The 16,989-nt window shown below is 68.3% G+C and carries 20 protein-coding genes; 2 read left to right on the top strand and 18 right to left on the bottom strand.

Annotated elements, in window-relative coordinates; genetic code table 11:
• Nucleotides 1-56: 56 nt before the first annotated feature.
• From Q8A52_RS05105 to Q8A52_RS05070, 8 genes are all read right to left on the bottom strand, one after another.
• The gene (locus tag Q8A52_RS05105) at nucleotides 57-740 is read right to left on the bottom strand and encodes a CBS domain-containing protein (RefSeq protein ID WP_316749278.1); all 684 of its coding nucleotides are present in this window, start codon (nucleotides 738-740) and stop codon (nucleotides 57-59) included.
• A 63-nt stretch (nucleotides 741-803) separates the two neighbouring features.
• A complete protein-coding gene (locus Q8A52_RS05100) occupies nucleotides 804-1,112 on the bottom strand; it encodes a hypothetical protein (RefSeq protein WP_316749275.1) in 309 nt (102 codons plus the stop codon).
• Nucleotides 1,113-1,210: 98 nt separating this feature from the next.
• Nucleotides 1,211-1,480 (bottom strand): hypothetical protein, encoded by a 270-nt coding sequence (locus Q8A52_RS05095; protein ID WP_316749274.1) that lies wholly within the window; start codon nucleotides 1,478-1,480, stop codon nucleotides 1,211-1,213.
• Nucleotides 1,481-1,563: 83 nt separating this feature from the next.
• Nucleotides 1,564-2,346: a helix-turn-helix domain-containing protein gene (locus Q8A52_RS05090; RefSeq protein WP_316749272.1), complete on the bottom strand. Its 783-nt coding sequence runs from the start codon at nucleotides 2,344-2,346 to the stop codon at nucleotides 1,564-1,566.
• Nucleotides 2,343-2,672 (bottom strand): helix-turn-helix domain-containing protein, encoded by a 330-nt coding sequence (locus Q8A52_RS05085; RefSeq protein ID WP_316749270.1) that lies wholly within the window; start codon nucleotides 2,670-2,672, stop codon nucleotides 2,343-2,345. The genes Q8A52_RS05090 and Q8A52_RS05085 overlap by 4 nt, the downstream gene beginning before the upstream one ends.
• 7 nt (nucleotides 2,673-2,679) lie before the next feature.
• Nucleotides 2,680-3,303 (bottom strand): hypothetical protein, encoded by a 624-nt coding sequence (locus Q8A52_RS05080; RefSeq protein WP_316749268.1) that lies wholly within the window; start codon nucleotides 3,301-3,303, stop codon nucleotides 2,680-2,682.
• 120 nt (nucleotides 3,304-3,423) lie between these two features.
• Entirely contained in the window at nucleotides 3,424-4,521 is a 1,098-nt protein-coding gene (locus Q8A52_RS05075) for a PD-(D/E)XK nuclease family protein (RefSeq protein ID WP_316749266.1), read from the bottom strand.
• Nucleotides 4,522-4,575: 54 nt separating this feature from the next.
• Nucleotides 4,576-5,745, bottom strand: coding sequence for a recombinase RecT (locus tag Q8A52_RS05070; RefSeq protein ID WP_316749265.1), 1,170 nt, complete (start codon nucleotides 5,743-5,745; stop codon nucleotides 4,576-4,578).
• A gap of 718 nt (nucleotides 5,746-6,463) precedes the next feature.
• On the opposite strand from Q8A52_RS05070, the gene Q8A52_RS05065 reads away from it, so the two are divergent.
• Entirely contained in the window at nucleotides 6,464-6,955 is a 492-nt protein-coding gene (locus tag Q8A52_RS05065) for a hypothetical protein (protein WP_316749263.1), read from the top strand.
• Nucleotides 6,956-7,014: 59 nt separating this feature from the next.
• Here the strand turns inward: Q8A52_RS05065 and Q8A52_RS05060 are convergent, their stop codons facing one another.
• From Q8A52_RS05060 to Q8A52_RS05035, 7 genes are all read right to left on the bottom strand, one after another.
• On the bottom strand, nucleotides 7,015-7,665 hold the full coding sequence (locus Q8A52_RS05060) for a hypothetical protein (RefSeq protein WP_316749261.1): 651 nt from the start codon (nucleotides 7,663-7,665) through the stop codon (nucleotides 7,015-7,017).
• Between the two features lie 99 nt (nucleotides 7,666-7,764).
• On the bottom strand, nucleotides 7,765-8,517 hold the full coding sequence (locus Q8A52_RS48950; protein ID WP_408649169.1) for a helix-turn-helix domain-containing protein: 753 nt from the start codon (nucleotides 8,515-8,517) through the stop codon (nucleotides 7,765-7,767).
• Nucleotides 8,518-8,519: 2 nt separating this feature from the next.
• Nucleotides 8,520-8,744: a hypothetical protein gene (locus tag Q8A52_RS05055; RefSeq protein WP_316749259.1), complete on the bottom strand. Its 225-nt coding sequence runs from the start codon at nucleotides 8,742-8,744 to the stop codon at nucleotides 8,520-8,522.
• A 597-nt stretch (nucleotides 8,745-9,341) separates the two neighbouring features.
• The gene (locus Q8A52_RS05050; protein ID WP_316749257.1) at nucleotides 9,342-9,542 is read right to left on the bottom strand and encodes a hypothetical protein; all 201 of its coding nucleotides are present in this window, start codon (nucleotides 9,540-9,542) and stop codon (nucleotides 9,342-9,344) included.
• Nucleotides 9,543-9,590: 48 nt separating this feature from the next.
• Nucleotides 9,591-9,836 (bottom strand): hypothetical protein, encoded by a 246-nt coding sequence (locus Q8A52_RS05045; RefSeq protein WP_316749256.1) that lies wholly within the window; start codon nucleotides 9,834-9,836, stop codon nucleotides 9,591-9,593.
• Nucleotides 9,837-9,853: 17 nt separating this feature from the next.
• Nucleotides 9,854-10,120: a hypothetical protein gene (locus Q8A52_RS05040; protein WP_316749254.1), complete on the bottom strand. Its 267-nt coding sequence runs from the start codon at nucleotides 10,118-10,120 to the stop codon at nucleotides 9,854-9,856.
• Nucleotides 10,121-10,150: 30 nt separating this feature from the next.
• The gene (locus Q8A52_RS05035; protein ID WP_316749252.1) at nucleotides 10,151-11,032 is read right to left on the bottom strand and encodes a peptidoglycan-binding protein; all 882 of its coding nucleotides are present in this window, start codon (nucleotides 11,030-11,032) and stop codon (nucleotides 10,151-10,153) included.
• 393 nt (nucleotides 11,033-11,425) lie between these two features.
• On the opposite strand from Q8A52_RS05035, the gene Q8A52_RS05030 reads away from it, so the two are divergent.
• Nucleotides 11,426-11,998 (top strand): hypothetical protein, encoded by a 573-nt coding sequence (locus Q8A52_RS05030; protein ID WP_316749250.1) that lies wholly within the window; start codon nucleotides 11,426-11,428, stop codon nucleotides 11,996-11,998.
• 8 nt (nucleotides 11,999-12,006) lie between these two features.
• On the opposite strand, the gene Q8A52_RS05025 is transcribed toward Q8A52_RS05030, so the two are convergent.
• The 3 genes from Q8A52_RS05025 to Q8A52_RS05015 are packed head-to-tail and all read right to left on the bottom strand — an operon-like array spanning nucleotide 12,007 to nucleotide 16,989.
• Nucleotides 12,007-14,949, bottom strand: coding sequence for a hypothetical protein (locus Q8A52_RS05025; RefSeq protein WP_316749249.1), 2,943 nt, complete (start codon nucleotides 14,947-14,949; stop codon nucleotides 12,007-12,009).
• Between the two features lie 5 nt (nucleotides 14,950-14,954).
• A complete protein-coding gene (locus tag Q8A52_RS05020; protein ID WP_316749247.1) occupies nucleotides 14,955-16,049 on the bottom strand; it encodes a hypothetical protein in 1,095 nt (364 codons plus the stop codon).
• 10 nt (nucleotides 16,050-16,059) lie between these two features.
• Nucleotides 16,060-16,989 carry a hypothetical protein gene (locus tag Q8A52_RS05015; protein WP_316749245.1) on the bottom strand — a complete coding sequence of 310 codons (930 nt, stop codon included), beginning with the start codon at nucleotides 16,987-16,989 and terminating at the stop codon, nucleotides 16,060-16,062.

Below are 16,989 nucleotides of genomic sequence, written 5' to 3'. Positions count from 1 at the left end.
GGGCCGCCCGGGGCCGGGCCGCTCGCACCGGCGCGCGGCCCCGGACGGAGCTGTCGCTACGGCACGGGAACCGCAGCCGGATGAGAGGCCGGAGCGATGAACTCTGGGCAGGAGCCGAAGCGTTCGTGCAGCGTGTGCTCTCCCTCCCACTGGCCGCAGCGGGTACAGGTGGGCTGGGTGTGGCCCGGGGCGGGTCGTGCGACGTAGGTGCCGCGCAGGTCGCCATCGGTGAAGGCGACGACCCTGGTGGCCTCCTCGAGGCTCGCCGCGCCCAGTCCGCGCGCGGTGGCCTCGTGCAGGGTGCGGCGCAGCAGGGCTCCGGACCAGTCGAAGCCGGGGCTGATGTCGGCGCGCGGGTCCTCGTAGGTGACGCGGTACGCGGGGAACGCCGCCTCGGCGGGGTCGGTGAGGGGGCGGGCCCAGAACTGGACGGGGCGGTCGTCGGCGCGCTGCTCGGGCTGCGGTGCGATGGCGGAGACGATGCGCATGATCAGTTCACCGTCGTCGCCGAGGCCGGCCTTGCGGGCCGCGTACGCGCACAGTTCCTTGAAGCCGGAGACGCCGTGCGCGGCGAGCCACCGGTCGGGAGTCAGCTCCCCTCCGAAGTTCTTGCGGAAGTCGGCGCGGTCGCGGCGCTGGACGGTGGCGATGACGCCGACCGCGCGGTCGATCACGTCCGGGGCGATGCCGTACTTGGCGGCTTCGGCGTGCAGTAACTGCTCGCGGGTGGGCTGGTCCACTTCGCTCTCTCCTTCGTGGATGCCGGGCTCCGGTGCTCCCGGGGCCCGTGGCCGGCGTCGGCGTTACGGGAAGGCCGGGAACCGCTGGTCGAAGTGCTCGGTCGCGGTGCCGTGCAGGACGTTCAGCCGGGCCGACAGGCGCTTGCCGAGCGTGCGACTGTGCATGTCGATGCCGCTCTCGTGGCTGACGGACTCCAGGCGCCAGCGACGGTGGCCGTCGTCGAGCGTGAAGTCGTACAGCTCGCCGGGGCGGGGGCCGCGCAGCGTCAGGACGCGCACGGGCCTGCCGTCCAGGTCGGCACGGACGGTGGGCGGGCCTTGGAGGTGGGCGGCAGCCACTATCGCGGCGATGTCGGATAGGGGGATGTTCATCGGTTTCCTCGCACTCTGGTCAGGGCCTGCAAATCCGCGAACGGAATCAGTTGTCTGTCACCACACATGTCGAACGCGTGTGAAAGCGCCGGTCTTGTTCAGATGTCGCCGTACAGGTCCGGGCGGCCGGTCGTCTCGCGAAGGGCGCACACGAGGAGCCGGCCGGCGCCCTCGACACCGAGGACGTCGGTAACGAACTGGAGCGGGGTCACCGGGCGGCCGATCGCGTCGCCGTAGGCGCGGGCCAGGGCTTCGCCGATCGTGCGCGCCTGCTCTTTGGCCTGCTCGAACTGCTCGGGCGTGACGCCGTGAGTGGTGAGCCTGGCGGTGAGCGCCTGCTGTTCGCCGGGGGTGAGGTGTCGGAACATCAGTCAAGCCCTTCGGGGTCTGTTGTTGATTGATAATGTTGATAACATTTTATCAATCGCGATTACTTACCGTCAAGTGTTGTTTATTTCGGTGGTCTGTCGCCTCGTGGGCGGTTGCGTCTGAGCGCTTCGCGCGCCGCTTGGCGTGGCCCCTCCAGAGCGCCCTGGGCTTCGAGGTCTGCGGCGCGGGCACGCCGCGCCTGGTCTTCCTGGAACCAGCGGCGGTCCCGGCTGCGGGCACGCTCGTCCTTCTCGCGCTTCTCCTGTGCCGTAGCAGCGGCGCGACGGGCGCGCGGGCTGGTGCCGCAGCCGCGGCAGTTGGCGGCAGGGGAATCCGGATGCGCCGCACAGCCGCCTGCCCCTTGGCGGCCGTCACCGTCCGCCGGGGGTAGGGGGTTTCTCTGGTGGTTCTCTGACGGTTCCCCGGCCAGTTTGACCGGTTCCCCTGTCGCATCTGGCCGCTGGTCAGATTGGCCGGTGGCCGTTTTGGCCGCCTGCTTTGTCCGTCTTCCGGGGCGCTTCTGTCCGCCCTTCTTCGCCTCCTGGGCGGGAGCCTCGGAGCCGGACGTCGACGAACCCGACGCTGGTGGCGCCTGCGGACGAGGGGCGTGGATCGTGTAGCGGTTGCTGGTGCGTCGCCCGTCCGAGAAGCGGGCGCGTGAGACGATGAATCCCTCCTTCTCCAGCCACTCCAGGTGCCGGCGGACCGTGCGCTCTCCCTGGCTCGTCTTCTCCGCCAACGTGGCCTGACCCGGGAAGCAGGACCACGACTCGTCGGCGAAGTCGCACAGCGCCAGCAGCACCAGCTTCGCGCCCGGCTTCGGGATGTCCTGCCGGAAGGCCCACGCCATGGCCTCGATGCTCAACTGCCTTCCCTTTCTTCCCTCTTCCAGGAAGCCCGCCAGCGGGTGACGGTGCGGGGCTCCACGCGGAGACGTTCGGCGATCTCCTCCGCGCCCAGGCCCTCGCGGGTCATGAGACGTGCGGCGAGTTCCTGCTCGGCCTCGTTGAGGCTGGGCAGTGGGAGATCTCCGTTGACGACCCGCTCGACCGCGAGGAAGTCGACCCCGGGGACGCCTGTGTTCGTGGTGCTGACGTAGACGCGGCGTGTGGGCTCGCGGGCGGGGTCGATGCCTTTGATGTGGAACGCGGACGCTGTGGTCCGTGGCCGAGATGGGTGGGTGGTAGGCACGATCTGCTCACCCCTCGTCGTCGAGGTTGCTGCCGTGGTCCGGGGCGTACGTGTCCGCGGGTGCGGACTCGGGCCCCGCCTTCAGGGCCGGTTCGCGGGCGAACGGGGTGTCGCCGAGGCCGAGCGGTTGGCCGTCGCCCTCCAGTACGGCGAGAGCGGGGCCGGGCTGACCAGTGCGCAGGAGCCGGGCCGCCTCGGCGGTCGTCTGCTCCAGAGTGACCGCGAGTGCGCGGGCCCTGTCGCGCTGCGGGACCGCCCGCTCGGCCCTGCCCCGCCAAGCGGCGGTCTCTGCACGCAGCTGGCTGATGACCGGCAGGACCACCTGCATGACGGTGTCGGCGACGTCCCGGGCGTGGCCGGCGAAGTCCATGCGGGGCCAGGCCGCCGTGAGCCTGTCGGCAAGCCGCTGCCGGATGCGGTCGTCGGGCAGAGGGTGAGGCGGCTGGGCCGGGCTTGTGTGCGGTTCGGCCTCGTTGAGGACGGCCGTCAGATGGAGCATGAGGCCGAGGACGTCGTCGCCCTCGTAGGCGGCGAGCGCGTGGAGCGCCTCGTCGATACGGGTCTGTGCGTCGTCGCGCGTCTCGGGCGTCGGGGTGCTCGCGAGGTGTTCGAAGGGCATGGCTGTGGACAAGGTGGTCCCCCTCCAGGGGTGTTGGCTGAACAGTGGGTGCGGGCCGGGGCGCACCGATCGCAGGATTCCGAGCCTCTGCTGCCCCGGCTCGTGATCGAGCGAGCGGATCGAGCGAAGTGATCAGGAGGTCTCGGGCAGGCGCGTGACACCGATCGTGCGGGATGTTCGCCCACCGGGCCGCATGGGGATGTCGATGCTGAGGCCCTCGAGGACGCGGATCATCGCTGCGGGGTCGGGCTCGGGCGGCCGCGGGTTGCCGCCGGACCAGGACAGTTTGAAGGCGCCGTACGTGCCAGCGTCTGCGGCGTCCAGCATCTTGCGGGCCTTGGCCTTGCGCTTCTTCGCGGCGCTCTCCACCTCGGCGGCTTCGGCGTAGGCGTGCAGAGCCTCGGTGATGGCTGCCGTGTCCTCGGCGAGGATCGTCTGCGGGGCGCGGTCGTCGGAGAGCTGGTCAAGGTTCCAACAGGCTGTCTTGAACGGGCAGTTGTCGCAGATGATCGACAGCCCGGGGCCGTCGAGGTCGCGCGGCATGGCCTCCGGTTCGGGACTGGCCAGGACGTCCTCTGCCCATGCCAGGGCCTGCTGGGTGACGTCCTCGTCGTACGCGCGCTGGTGGACGACGACCTGCCCGTACTCGCGGCCGACGTAGCGCAGCCGCACGACGTCGACCGGCAGAGGTTCACCGGTCGGCAGGTGGGGGTGGTCCTTGAGGCCGCCAGCGCGGAGGAGATGGGCGTACAGGTGGACCTGAAACCACTCGGCCTGGCTGGGACCCTGACGCACGACGACGTCGAGGGCCCGGGTGCTCTTGGTCTTCACGTCCTCCACGACGCCCACGTCATCGGCCGGCCCCTCCGTGGACCCGCGCTTCGCGGCCTGCTGTCGGAGGTTGCCCGGAGCCCAGTAGGCATCGGCGTGGCCGAGGATCACGCCGTCGGTGAGCTCCAGCTCAGTGTGGGCGCCGTACTGCTCCCGCAGGACGCGCAGGATGCCCTCGTGCAGCCACGTGCCGAGGATCGCGGCGTGCATGTTGTCGGCGAGGTCGGTCGGCCAGGTGCCGTGGACCTCGTAGGCGGCTCGGCGTCTGCACAGGCCGACCGACGACGGGCCGAGAAGGCGCTGGCGGGAGCGGGGTCTGGCGCGGTCGTCGCGGTGCGCGCCCTTCCACAGGTCGGGTACGGGGACGACGAGGTTGTCGACGACGCTGTCGGTGGTCATGGTGTTCTCGCACTCTGTCGGGAGGTCTGCTCCATCGCCTGACGGGCAGAGGGGCTACTGAGCCGTGGTGGCGTCGGCCTTGCTCCGGGAGGAGCTGCGGGGCGACGCCTTCTTCGCAGCGCTCTTCCGTGACGCCGTCTTCTTCGCGGCGGCCTTGCGCGGCGCCGCCTTCTTGGCCGGGGCACGCCGGCGAGTGGGTGGGGTCTCGGCCGTCGGGTCGTCTTCGGCGGAAGCGTCGCCACCGGTTTCACCGTCCGGCTGCAGCGAGCCGAGGAGGCCACGCAGCTGTTCGGCACTGGCGTCCTGGTAGGAGACGCCGAAGTCGTCGAAGCACCGGTCGTTGACGGTGTCGAAGGCCATGCCGAGGCGGTCGGCCAGTCGCTGAACTTCCCTGCGTGTCTTGTCCAGTTCGGCGTGCGGGTCGGCAGGTGGCGATGTCTTGCTCTCCCGCGCCGACACGGTGCTCGACGTCGCGTCGCCGTTCCGGGTTTCGAGGACTTCGGCCTCGACCACATCTCCGGGCGACGGAGCCTTTCCGGCCGACTGGGCCTTGTCGGGCTGCTCTGTCGTGTCGTTCTTCAGCCGTGCGGCGGCGACCTGGACGCGCTCACGGGACTCCGCCGCGTCGGCCGCGTGCATCTCCTCGTCGACGTGCAGGCCGGAGAGGTCCGCGGGACAGGCCCGGCGCAGGGCGAGCGCCTCCGCGACCTTGCTCAGCTGGCTGGCGGGCATCTGCGGCCACAGGCCACCCAGCTTGTACTCCTGCGCCTCGTAGTCCCACACCTTCGGCGCGTACTCCCGCCAGTGGGCGACGGCTGGGAAGCGAGAGTCACCACGCCAGACGACGACCCGGCAGGCGGCCGGCGGTTCGTCACGTAGCCACACTGTGTGCTCGCCGCCCTCGGCGTCGTACCAGACGAAGTCCTCGTACGCGATGGACTGGCCGGCACGGTCGGCGGCTCGGCGCGCGATGAGCCGGTAGCCGTCGATGCCGGTCTGGATGGTCCAGCGGATCTCGCCGCGCGACTTGCGTTTGATCATGTAGATCTGCCGACCGAAGGGGTCGAGCCCCGACGCCTTGCAGTAGTGGAAGAAGATCCCCAGTTGCGCCGGACTGGCCTCCGCCAGATCCGGGAACGCCGCGCGCAACGCGCGCAACTGCTGGTCCTCGAACGCCTTCTGGTCCTCGCGGATCGCGAGCCAGGTGACCGGAGCGTCGGCCACATCCCCTCCATGCATTGTGGTTCCCCTCGCTTAGACTTCAACTGTCACAACACATGTCGAGATCAATTGAAGTTAATCAAAATCTATTTCACTGACTCTTGACCGTCAAGTTCGAACTATCAATCCTCGTCGGCTGTGCGCAGGCTGCGGAGCTGGAACACGCCCGCCCACTCCGGATGGCGCGCGCACAACAGGCGCGCATAGCGCGAGGTGAAGTCGTTGTTCAGTCGGAATGGCCTGCCGTTCGAGATCTCTGGCCGCGACCAGCGGAGTTGCTCGAACAGTGCCTTGACGCCGATGCGTCCACCGCCGGTTTCGAGCCAGCGTGCCGTGAGGTCTTCCAGGGCTTCCAGTACCCAGGGGTGTGCGGCGTGGAAGTCCTCTGCGCTCGTCGATGGTTGGCTCGTCGTGAAGGTGGGCGTGGTCTGGCTCTGCTATCTCCAGCGGTAGCTCCGCCTGGTGGTGCGCATGCATCCCTGTCCCCCAGAAGACCGAGTTCTGTCACAACACATGTTGACCACACCCTAAGTGCGTTGAGTGCGGTTTGGCACCCTGGTTCGATGACTGCTGTGGCCCCTTGGTGTTGTGTCGCCGTTCGTCTGTCTACTCCAAGTCTTAGAAAGTAGATGGAGTTCATTCTTCAGTAGACAGTGAAGTGGACTGTCTGTCAGGCTGTTTGGCGTCAACCTGCCGTCCGTTGCCGGAGTTTGGGGGAGCCGTGTCTCAGGACCAGCAGTTCATCTCCGTACCCGTCCCTGCCCAGTACGTCACTCGTGTTTACGCCCTGCTTGCTGAACTCGACCTGAAGGAGGGCGAGACGAGTAGTCCGCTGCCTGGTGGCACCCAGGGTGCCGAACAGGACGGAGACTGGCCGGTGGTGGAGTGGACCGTTGAGGACTTCAAGTCTCTGATCGCCACGGATCTGCCATCGGTCCAGCGAGTCGCGACCCTGCTGGACATCCTCGCCCGCGAGCCAGAGCGCTCGTACAGCACAACCGCCGTCGTGGAGCGCCTCAATCTCGACCGCGGTCAGATCAAGGGCGCCCTGTCGGCCTTCACTCGACACCTGCACGCCCACTACGAGCGCGGCAACTGGCCGATGAAGTGGGAGTGGGGTACTGACCCCGACTCCACCTACCAGGCCGAGGCGTTCTACCGCCTTGACAAGGTCAACGCCGCTCGCTGGCAGGAGGCCCGCGCCGCGGCGTAGTGCACTCAGTGGGGTGGGCCCCGGTTTGCGGGGCCCACCCCACTGAGTTGCTGGCTCCGCTACCGCTTCGGTCGTACTGACAGCGAGAAGCCAGCATCCAGCAGCTCTGCTGCGAACGCTGCGACGTCCTCCGCCGAGTGCTCGCCTGGCCGGAAGGTCCTGGCCGTCGGTAGCGGCGGCGGAGTCGCCTTGGGCTCCGTCGAGGGCTTCCGACCGCGAGGCTTGATCTGCTCACGCTCGCCGGCCCGGATACGGTCGATGCCATCCTGCACAGTCGCCCGCCCGCGGCGCTCGGCGTCCTCCAGCACGGTGTCCAGTAGCCACAGCGGCGAGCCGGAGATCATCGCGTCCTCGGAGGCGAAGCTCCTGCGGACCCGCCACTGGTAGACGTCCATGTACTTCTTGCCGAAGACCCAGGGGATCTCCTTGAGGCCGACGATGTCCGGCAGCTCCGCCGCGTCCTTGACCTCATACCCGCCGTCGATGCCGGCCTTGTACTCCTTTAGCCGCTCCGGCAGGTACTCCCGCGTCCCGTCTTCGGCGAGTCCGAGCACGGTTGGCAGGAGCCAGTATGGGTTCCCGGAGATCACCACATCCGGTTCCCCCAGCACGCCACGGGTCTTCCACAGCTGGGAGGTCTGCCGTTCCACGCCGTAAAGGAACGCGATCTCCGCATGCCCCAAGAGGTAGGGGAACCGCTTCTTCGCCACGACGCCTCCGTGCTCGACGATCCATAGAACAAAGTTGACGAATCAAGTCTAATTCTCGTCTGAGGATGCTCTGATCACCCTGGCATCGTGCTGGCAGGCTCATCGACCTTTCGGCGCGTGGCCGGGGTGGTTGAGCTGCCGCATGGTCCGTTCGAAGCGGAGACAGCTCAGGCAGAATGACCCCGGTCCACCAACGCCGAGGCCCGTGCATCCCTTGCATCGCCGCGACGGGTCCTCAGCGGTGCTGGCACGGAAGCGAGCGCGAGATGAGTATCGGACCATCTGGCGCTGATCATCCGCTCGGTCCCAGGCGCGCCTCCAAGCGCCCAAGGCGGTGCCTCTAACCCCGCACGCCCATGCGAAGGCAATCGTGAACTCCAAGCTGGGTATCGCATCTCGATGGAGTACGCGCCCAATGGTCGTATGCGGCAGCAGACCTTTGGCACCAGCCCGTCGGTCTAGCTCCCGGTAGGGCAACGTTCCTTCCTTGTGGTACAGGTCCAGCATGGCTGCGTGTAGCTCGGCGAAGTTGGTGACGTAGTCGACATGGGGCGTGTAGCTGTTTGCACTACCAGTGCGTAGGTGTCTCTCCTCGTACCGGGCACGCTTCCAGAGTCGCTCGGCTTCGTCTGGGTCGGCGCCACACGCTTCGGCGAAGGCGCGGACCACAGACAGTCGTTTGGGTACCTTGCTGCCCGATGCGGCCCTTGAGAGGGTGTCTGCACTGTAGTCGGTACGTGCGGCCAGTTGTTCGAAGGTGAGGCCCGCCTCCTGGCGTCGGGTACGTAGCCACGACGCCAGGGTCTGAAGGGCTTTGCCGCACGCGCCGATCGGATTCTCCCGGCGCCCCATGCCTACATGTGCTTAGGCATGGGCAACTGGCGCAAACGGCGAATGAACCGAATGCCTAGCGAGCACGACTCGCCAAGCAATACGAACACCGCCAGGGACGGCATGCCTGTAGCGACAAGAGCTATGGCGAGGATGAGCACAACGACGACGACAATCAGCTCGGGCCAGGTCAATGGCTGCTGCCTCACCTGCACGCAGGGGGCGCTGGCCATGCGCTGATGGTTCATGAACGTTCCTTCCGGTACCTGTGGGCTCCAACTGAGCTGCCTACGCGGGCGGTTGCCGACGCCCGCATAGGCGCTGACGAGATGGTTACAGGCTCTGAGGGTGCTTGCCCAATCCTCATGTGCGGATCTCGGCGTTTAACCGCAGCCCTGTCCCACGCGGCCGGGACCGACTCGGCGCTTCGCCTGGGCGCCAAGATGCAGGCCAGTGATGGTTCAGACTCGAGATTTCCGCATCGTTGTCCCACCTAGAGTTTGCGTGGCGGCAGCGTGGCCGGAGACCATGCGGTAGCTGGCCAGGTGTGGACAGCGCAGTCGGGCCAGTAGGTCTGGCTCCCCAGGTGTCTGTGGGCTCCACCCGGAACCAGGGGAATTTCGTGATGAGACCGCGTTGCCGCGAGGGTCTCTGTCGCATGCGTGCTGCCGCAGGTGCTTCATCTGCGGCAGCACGTTCGGTTGTGGACGCCTTGAGAGTCACACCAGCTGGGAAATTGCAGCGCAGGCGATGGACCCGTAGGCTTCTTTTCTCTTTCCTTTGTGGAACAGCGCCCCAGGATCTGACTCGCACTCTGCCTGGGGCGCTGCCGCGTTCTGCGCCCTTCACCCCAAGATGTGCACCAGGAACCAGGCGGCGAAGCCGGTCCAAATGAGCGCGAAGACCGCGCGGCCCGAGCGGGTGCGGACGCGAAACCAGGCGCGAACGCGTTCGGAGAGGGTGTTACCGTCCGTGTTGTCCACCAGGGTGAACAGCTCGTACGCGAGACACAGCACGAGCAGATTGGCCCAAATCAGGTCAGGCATGGTCAATCCGGTCTCCTTCTTTTCCGCGCTGCTCGGTGACCGGTGCCGTTAGTGGCCGATCGCGGACCAGATGGCAACACCGAGAGCGGCGAGGCCGGTGATGGTGCTGATGGTGGGAAGTGGCCAGCGGTTTCGTTCGAGGGCGGTCACGCGAGCGTCGAGTTCCTCGATCGCCTTGTCGATCTGGTCGGATCGCTGGACCAGGAGCGCGAGTTGGCCGTCGATGCGCGCCAGCCCGACCTCGAGGGCGCGCCGGAGTTCGGCGAGCTCCAGGGCGATCTCTCCGTCGGGCATGGCGTCTGCTCCGTAGGTCAGTTGATGGTGGTGGAGGCCGGGTCGCTCCTGGAGGGGAGCCACGAAGCCGTACCGGTGCGGCCGAGTAGGGAACCGACGGCTCCCTTCACCACGGCGAGGCCAGCCGGGATCGCGGCGACGGCCGCCGACTGGAGCGCGGACAGGGTGACGACGTTGGTCGTGCCGGACGCGAGGAGGAGGCCGAGGAACGCCTCGACGTACGTGAGGACGGCGCGCTCGGTGATGTCGGCGAGCAGCTTCGGGGTGCTGTTGATGGTGGCCATGGGGTCGGTGTCCTCTCCGGGGGCGAGGGGTCAGGGCTTGGGGACACGGAGCTTGGCCCAGCTGGTCGGGCCCGGGACGCCGTCGGCGTCGTCGCCGGAGTAGCCGAGCTTGCGTTGCCACGCGGCGTACGAGCGGCGGTCGGCCTCGGTCCAGCTCGGGCCGGGGCCCCTGCTGTACTTGCCGCAGCCCTCCGCGACGAGCCGCCTGCCCATCGCAGTGATCAGAGCGGAGCGGCGGCCGATGTGGAAGTAGTCGGAGCCGGGGAACGGGGCGTATTCCGGTTTGTCCTCCGGGGGCGGTGTGCTGCTGCTTGGCGGCTTTCCGCCGAGGAGCTTGGCGACCGCCGTGCGGAATCCGTCCATCGAGATGCCGGCCGGGTCCGGCTTGCCGGGCTGCCACTCCTTGTGGCCGATCACCGACCGCTCGCTCCAGCCGTGGGCCTGACACAGGGCCGCGCTGACCCTGTGCATGGCGTCGAGTTGGGCATCAGGCCACGTCTGGCCGCCGCCGGTGTTGATGCACTCGAAGCCGTAGAAGTGTGGATTGCCGTCGGTGTTGGCCTCGTTGTCCGGCGGGAGGGGCTGCTCGGCGATTACGGCCTTGAGAACGTCATCGTCGCCGGAGCCGGCGTGGTTGGCGCGGCCGTAGCCGACGAGGTGGACGGTGCCGGAGCGGTCGATGACTCCGTGGCACAGCGGGCCTGGCAGGGAGGTGTAGCCGGTGCGGCAGAGTTCCACCATGCTTGCCTCGGTGGAGTATGGGCCGGTGTGATGGATCACGACGCCGTGGAGCGGGCCCCAGGCGCCCTTGTGGTTGCGGTTGTGGGTGCGCCAGTTGCCGTGCTCGACGACGCGGACGCCGGACTTCTTCAGGGCGGCGAGGAACTGGTCTGCAGACAGTGACTGGGCCACGTCGGGACGCTTTCTCCCCCGCGCCTCCGTGCTGTCGAACGACGCCAGGAGCTACCCGGCGGTCCCTCTGTACGGCAGGCACCAAGGTGCCGCGAGTAATGCGGGGCGGAGGGTCGCCCACCGAGACGGAGCCTAACGCACTCCCCGTACGCGTCCGATGCTGTTCGACCCCGGGGCCTGATTCGGCCGACAGGTGGCGAATGAAGCCAGTATTTGTGTCAGGCGATCGGTGTGCGGCATAGGTGCAGCAGAGACCGAAGTTACCGATTCTGGCGCATCCTTCGTGCGCCTTGTGTTATTTATCCGGCGGGAGTTATGAACGACTTGTCGCCGGTTGTCGCCTCCGATGCCGCGGGGGATTCGCCCCGGCGCCGCACAGGAACGTGGTCCTTCATGAAACTTGGCAACACGCTCACCTTGGAGCTGGTCCGCAGTTACGTCGCCAAGCAGGGCTCCACACTCTCGGGCGTGAGCGATGCTGGGTTCGCCGCCGAGTGGCGGCTCGAGGCTTCAGGTCGGCCGTCGCTGACTATTCACGACACACGATGGGACAGCGGTGAACGGGATGTGGTGCTCCAACAGCCGCCCCTCGTCCCGGAGATGCCCGCAGCCCTGGCCAATCTCCACGGTCGGCACCGCGCCGGTATAGCGGAACTCTCTCCGGGCCTCCAGCGGATGATGGCTTATCTGTCGCTGCCTCAGCCAGCCGGTCGGCCGAAGCAGAAGAGGGCCCTGACCACCGCACAGCTGGCAGAGGGCTGCGGCGAGGAACTGCTCAGGGAACTCGTCGCACGCCCAGGTGTATCGCTCGAACCCGCCTTCGACCTCACGAAGCCGCAGGACACGGAGTGTTTCCAGCACACCATCCGTTTCCAGGAGGAGGACAGGGAGACACCCGTCGTTGCCTACGTCCTCACCCGACTCATGCCGACCCTTAGACAGACCGGCTGGGTGCCGGGCCTATAGGAACCCAGCTACTTGACGTACGTGATCCGCAGCTTCGGTGGGTACGTCTGTCCAACCCCTTGCGCGCGTCCGTAGTAGGTCTTGTCCGAGTTGTTGGGATCGAGAGCGATGCCGCGCCAGCTCGTCGAGTCGAACACGGCAGTGATATCGACCCACTTGCCGACGTTCTTGCCCCAGCTGATTGTCTGCGCCTCGCTGTCGGAGCTGAACGTCGACGGGCGGGAGGTGTGCTTGTGGGCCTTGATGACCGCCTTGCCGCCGCTGTTGTAGTACCAGTGGTCGAAGTAGAGGTACACCTCGGCCTTCTGGATGGTGGCGCCGGAGAGGTCGGTGGCGAGGGAGGAAGGGAAGCCGATCAGGCTCGCCTGCATCCCGTTGGTCGAGCTGTAGTAGCCCTGCAGGCACTTGCTTCCGTAGTAAGAGTTGTACGCGCCGCGGTTGGCGTAGGAGCCGGACCAGGAGGCTGCGTAGGTCTTGGTGTAGGTCTTCTTCGGCGGGGTCGTCGTACCGCCGCCGGTGTTGTACTGGCCCGTTTCGGGGACGTACGGGCCCACGTCCTCGACGTACATCAGGCCGGGGTAGTTGGAGCCGCCGAACAGGCGGACGGTCTGGCCGCTGGGGCCGTTCTGGCAGCGGAAGGTGATCAGCAGGCGGTGAAGGCCGGCGCCGAAGGCCGCACCCGAACGGACGGTCTCCATGTGGATGCGGCTGTAGCCGGCCGTGGGCATGGGGAAGATCGCGGACTGGATCTGTGTGGAGGAGATCGTCGGGGTGCTCGCACCACCGTCCTTTAGGGCTAGGACGAGTTCGCCCCCGGCGGCCGAGGGGTCGGCGTAGCAGTCGAGGACGACGCGGTACATGCGGCTCGTCTCGGCGTCGAACGAGAGCTCGACGTAGCCGTAGTCGGTCGTGCCCGCCGACACGGAGGTGGCCTGGTAGTCGACGGCGACCAGGCCGCGGGCGAAGTCGGACAGGTAGGTTTCGATGGGATCCCCGGCGATGGTGAGCCGCCCCGCGACCGCGAGGTCCGCGACGCCGGTATTGCCGTCCTGGTCGATGGTGGCGACGGCCGTGCCGTCGTTCGTCAGGGTGAGGTAGTTGGGGGAGCCGGTGGTCAGGGACACGGCCTCGTCCCCCGACTCGTCGTAAAGGCGCAGCCCTTGGGGCGAGAGCTCGGCGCGGGCTCCGGTTCCCGGGGTGCTGAGGAGCGAGCGGCACTCGAGGTTGTCGAAGTAGGCCCGGCCGGTGGCGGTGGTGTTGCCGGTGGCGTCGATGCCGACGCGCACGTTTGCCTCGGACGCGCCGGCTGGGATGGTGACGATCTTCGAGACGCGTTGCCAGGTGCCGTCGGTGACCGGGACTGACACGGTGACGCCGTCGGAGCCGAGGCGGGTGCTGGCCTCGTCGTAGAAGCCGAGGTACAGCATGACCTTGCCGCCGGTGAAGTCGTTGGACGTTCTGTAGTCGGCGGCGATCCAGTATCGGTCGCCCGGGAGGACGGGCGAGGTGGCGTGCTGGAGCCATCGGTAGGTGTCCGCGCCCGCCGTGATGCGCAGGCACTTGGCGGAGTTGTTGCCGCCGTCCTCGATGGCGAACTCGTCCTTGCCCGCGATGTAGGTCGCGATGACGCCGTTCTCGTACGAGGGGTCGCCGACCAGGTTGCCGGTGGTGCCGATCGCCAGCCGGGAGGCCGACAGGGAGCCCGCGGCAATGTGGCGGGCGGTGAGGGTGTTGGTAGCGATCTCGTCGCCTGTCACGGACAGGGCCTTGATCTCGCGGGCCGTGAGGGTCTTCGCCACCACCTTCTCGCCGGTCACGGACTCCGCGGCCAGTTCCAGGGTGCCGATGGACTCGGCCACCACCATGCCTGCGCCGATGACGGTGCGGATCTGCGCGTTGTCGAAGTCCGCCGTGCCGGCGGTGGCCTGGAAGTTCTGCAGCCACACGGTGGCGGTCACGGTCCCGGCCGGGGCCTGGACCTGCTGGCTCGTACGGGTCCAGTCGGCGCCGGGTGTGGGGGTGGCGATCGCCGTGCCGTAGCCGAGCACTTCCCCGGCCGCGTCCTGCCAGCGCAGGTAGAAGCGGATCGAGTTCCCGGCCCAGTCGGCGGAGACGCGGGAGTCGAAGGCCAGGTAGAACCGGTCCCCCGGGGAGACGGCCAGCTCCGTGACGCGCAGGCTGGGAGAGGCGGGCCCACTGTTGGTGCCGTCGACCCGCAGGCCCCGGGGGGACCCGTTGCCCTCGGTCAGGCGCCACTGGCTGGATGCGGCGATGAGCTGCTCGGTGAAGGCGCCCTCGAAGCTTGGGTCTGGCATGAGGTTGCCGGTGCCGATGGCGAGCTGGTTGTGGCCGACCGCGCCGATCTGCAGTTTCGCGCGGGAGACGGCGTCGTCGGCCAGCGCGGTTTCCGTGATGATGCCGTCGAGGACCGACTGGGCGACGACAGGTGCCGGGCCGACCGGGCCGCTCTGGAGCGAGGGGCCGGAGGATGTGCCGGAGGTGTTGCGGGCGATCAGGCGTACGTACAGTGGCCCGTCGGCGGGGATGGTGAGGGTGCCGCCGAGCGGGGACTCCAGGGTGCCGCGCAGGGTTGTCGGGCCGGGGGTGAACCCATCCTGGGCGGAGGCATGGATCTCGACTCGCGCGAAGTCCAACGGCGCGGCGACGGCGTCTGCGAAGGTGCCTTCCCAGGTGGCGGCGATGCCGCCGAGCACGGACACCGCGGTGGGCTGGCTCGGCGGCGGCGGAGGCGGGGCGTTGACGATGTTGACCGCCGTGGTTCCGTCCGGCTGCTGACCGATGACGGCGCGCAAGGAGCCGTTCTCGTCGTACACGTCCAGCGCGCCGTTCTCGATCGAGGAGTACGCGAGGCGGGAGGTGCGGGTCTGCTGGGTGAGGCGGCGTTCCAGGGTGGCGATGCGGGCCGCCAGTTTCGCGAGGTCGTTGGCCATGGCGGTCAGCTCCCGTAGGTGAAGCGGTCGGCACGGGCGAGGGTCAGGGTGATGCGCTCGGGGTCGTCGCCCTGGGGCGGGCGGAGCGTCCAGGCGGTGATGCGGCACCAGCCGTCGTAGTCCGACCACTGGTCGTGGAGGGACACACGGATGTCGTCGCCGATCTGCCAGCTGCCAACCGGGGCGGCTGGGTGGTCGCGGACCTGGATCTCGGTGACCTCGCCGAGGATCTGGCGGGCGGTGCGTTCGGCGCGGGCCCGGGCGGCCAGGCGATCGTTGGCCTTCTCGGCGGGGGCTTCGAGGACGTGTTCCAGGCGTAGGCGGCCGTTGCGGATCGCGTCGACGGCGCGGCGTCGGCTGCGGCCCTCTCCGGCGCCGAGGGCGATGACGACCTGGGCATACTCGTCGGCGTCGTAGGCCACCGGGACGGTGCCGGCGACGTTGATGCCGGAGGCGAAGGAGATGTCGGTGCGGCGGGTGCCGAGGCGGGGCCAGCCGAGGCGGATACGGCCGCCGGGGCGGCTGGTGGCGGTCCAGTCGGTGGCCTCGGTCCACTCGGGGCCGCCGTCGATCTGCGTCATGTCGTCGACGACCTCGCCCAGCACCGGCGCCTCCCACCACTCGGTGGTGTACGGCTCGGCCGGGGTGCCGGCCTTGGCCTTGCTGGTGATGGCGTCCACGGTCACGCCGAGGTCTCCGTCGGGCTGCGACTGCGCGTACGCCCAGGCGTCGCGGATGACCCCGCAGGGATCGGCATAGGTGTACGGGCCGCGGCCGCCGAGGTTGCCGTGGACGTCGTGGCGTCGGTGTAGGTAGCTGCCCCACCCCGCGGCCTCGATGGGGTACGCGGCACCTTCCGGTTCCGCCCGCCAGACGATGCCGCCCCACAGCAGGCTGTCGTCCCGCTCCGCGGTGAGCAGCGTATTGCCGGGGTCCAGCTGGGACGGGAGGAGGTGGGCGAAGCGCGGCTCCAGGCGGCCCGAGAAGTCGCCGGTCGCGTTGAGAGCCAGGCCGAACTCCACGTCGGACAGTGGTAGGTCAGTGGCCAACGACTCACCGGTCAGGGCGTGCCAGCTTCGGTAGCGGTACGACGTCGTCATCGCCCGGCCCTCACCGCACGCCCTCGGTGAACTCGACATCGGCGATCAGCGAGGTCGCCGCGTCGACGCCGAGGTTGCCCCACTCGGACTTGGAGGGCTGAGTGCGGACGTAAAGGTCCTGAGTGGTCCCGCGAAGCGCCGCAGAAACGCTGATCGTGTCGGCGAGCACGACTGTGTTGCGGCGGGTGTTCGCGCCCTGGTCGTCGTCGATGGCGGTGGTCTGCCCGTAGTCGGTGCCCAGGACCGTCTGCATGTTGGCGAACACGTCGGACTCCGACAGCCGCAGACCCGCGAGCGTCACCACCAGCTTCGCGGTTACCGCCCAGGAGGGAATCGGCACCTTCCAGCGCGCCGCGGTCGGCCAGTTGTACCACTGGCCGTTCTGCGCGGTGAGCCTGCTCAGCGAGCCAGGGTAGGCCGTGTACAGCGTCCGTTCGCGGCGAGGGTTGGCGATCCGCCGTAGGTCCTTGATCATCGAGTCGGTGATGACCGAGGTGTTGGCGGGGATGTCGACGCGGGCGAGTGGGATCGCGGTCATGCCAGACGGCACGGTGGTCGCGGTGGCCGACACGTTGCTGACCACATGGAAGTAGCCGATCTCGTCGGCCTCCGGGTTCCGGGTGCCCTCGTACTCGGGATCCTCCACGCGCAGGCAGACCAGGTCCGAGCGGGCGGTGGCCCCGGTGGGCGCGATGGGCACGGTGGCGTCGCCGACGTTGTACTGCGTGTACGAGCCCTGGCCCCATGCTGCGCCGCGGATCACCGCGGAGCCGTCGACCACCCGTACGCCAGCGCCGGGCGTGGTCAGCTGCTTCACCTTCAGGTCGTCGCCCTCGGTCACGCCCTGCGAGCCGCGGGCGAGGTCGCGCACCATCATCCGGAAGGCGCGGGCAGCGTGGGTGCCGCCGTGGGTGAGCAGCGGTGGATTGATCAGGGTCAC

Source organism: Streptomyces herbicida, assembly GCF_032656585.1.
Classification (GTDB): domain Bacteria; phylum Actinomycetota; class Actinomycetes; order Streptomycetales; family Streptomycetaceae; genus Streptomyces; species Streptomyces herbicida.
Note: the sequence above shows the minus strand (reverse complement) of the source record. Positions and strands in the feature narration are given on the sequence as shown.

Coding starts and splice junctions, on each gene's coding strand:
- Q8A52_RS05100 (WP_316749275.1), bottom strand. CDS start 1,112: ATGAACATCCCCCTATCCGACATCGCCGCGATAGTGGCTGCCGCCCAC.
- Q8A52_RS05095 (WP_316749274.1), bottom strand. CDS start 1,480: ATGTTCCGACACCTCACCCCCGGCGAACAGCAGGCGCTCACCGCCAGG.
- Q8A52_RS05075 (WP_316749266.1), bottom strand. CDS start 4,521: ATGACCACCGACAGCGTCGTCGACAACCTCGTCGTCCCCGTACCCGAC.
- Q8A52_RS48950 (WP_408649169.1), bottom strand. CDS start 8,517: ATGGGGCGCCGGGAGAATCCGATCGGCGCGTGCGGCAAAGCCCTTCAG.
- Q8A52_RS05055 (WP_316749259.1), bottom strand. CDS start 8,744: ATGAACCATCAGCGCATGGCCAGCGCCCCCTGCGTGCAGGTGAGGCAG.
- Q8A52_RS05050 (WP_316749257.1), bottom strand. CDS start 9,542: ATGCCTGACCTGATTTGGGCCAATCTGCTCGTGCTGTGTCTCGCGTAC.
- Q8A52_RS05045 (WP_316749256.1), bottom strand. CDS start 9,836: ATGCCCGACGGAGAGATCGCCCTGGAGCTCGCCGAACTCCGGCGCGCC.
- Q8A52_RS05040 (WP_316749254.1), bottom strand. CDS start 10,120: ATGGCCACCATCAACAGCACCCCGAAGCTGCTCGCCGACATCACCGAG.
- Q8A52_RS05030 (WP_316749250.1), top strand. CDS start 11,426: ATGAAACTTGGCAACACGCTCACCTTGGAGCTGGTCCGCAGTTACGTC.
- Q8A52_RS05025 (WP_316749249.1), bottom strand. CDS start 14,949: ATGGCCAACGACCTCGCGAAACTGGCGGCCCGCATCGCCACCCTGGAA.
- Q8A52_RS05020 (WP_316749247.1), bottom strand. CDS start 16,049: ATGACGACGTCGTACCGCTACCGAAGCTGGCACGCCCTGACCGGTGAG.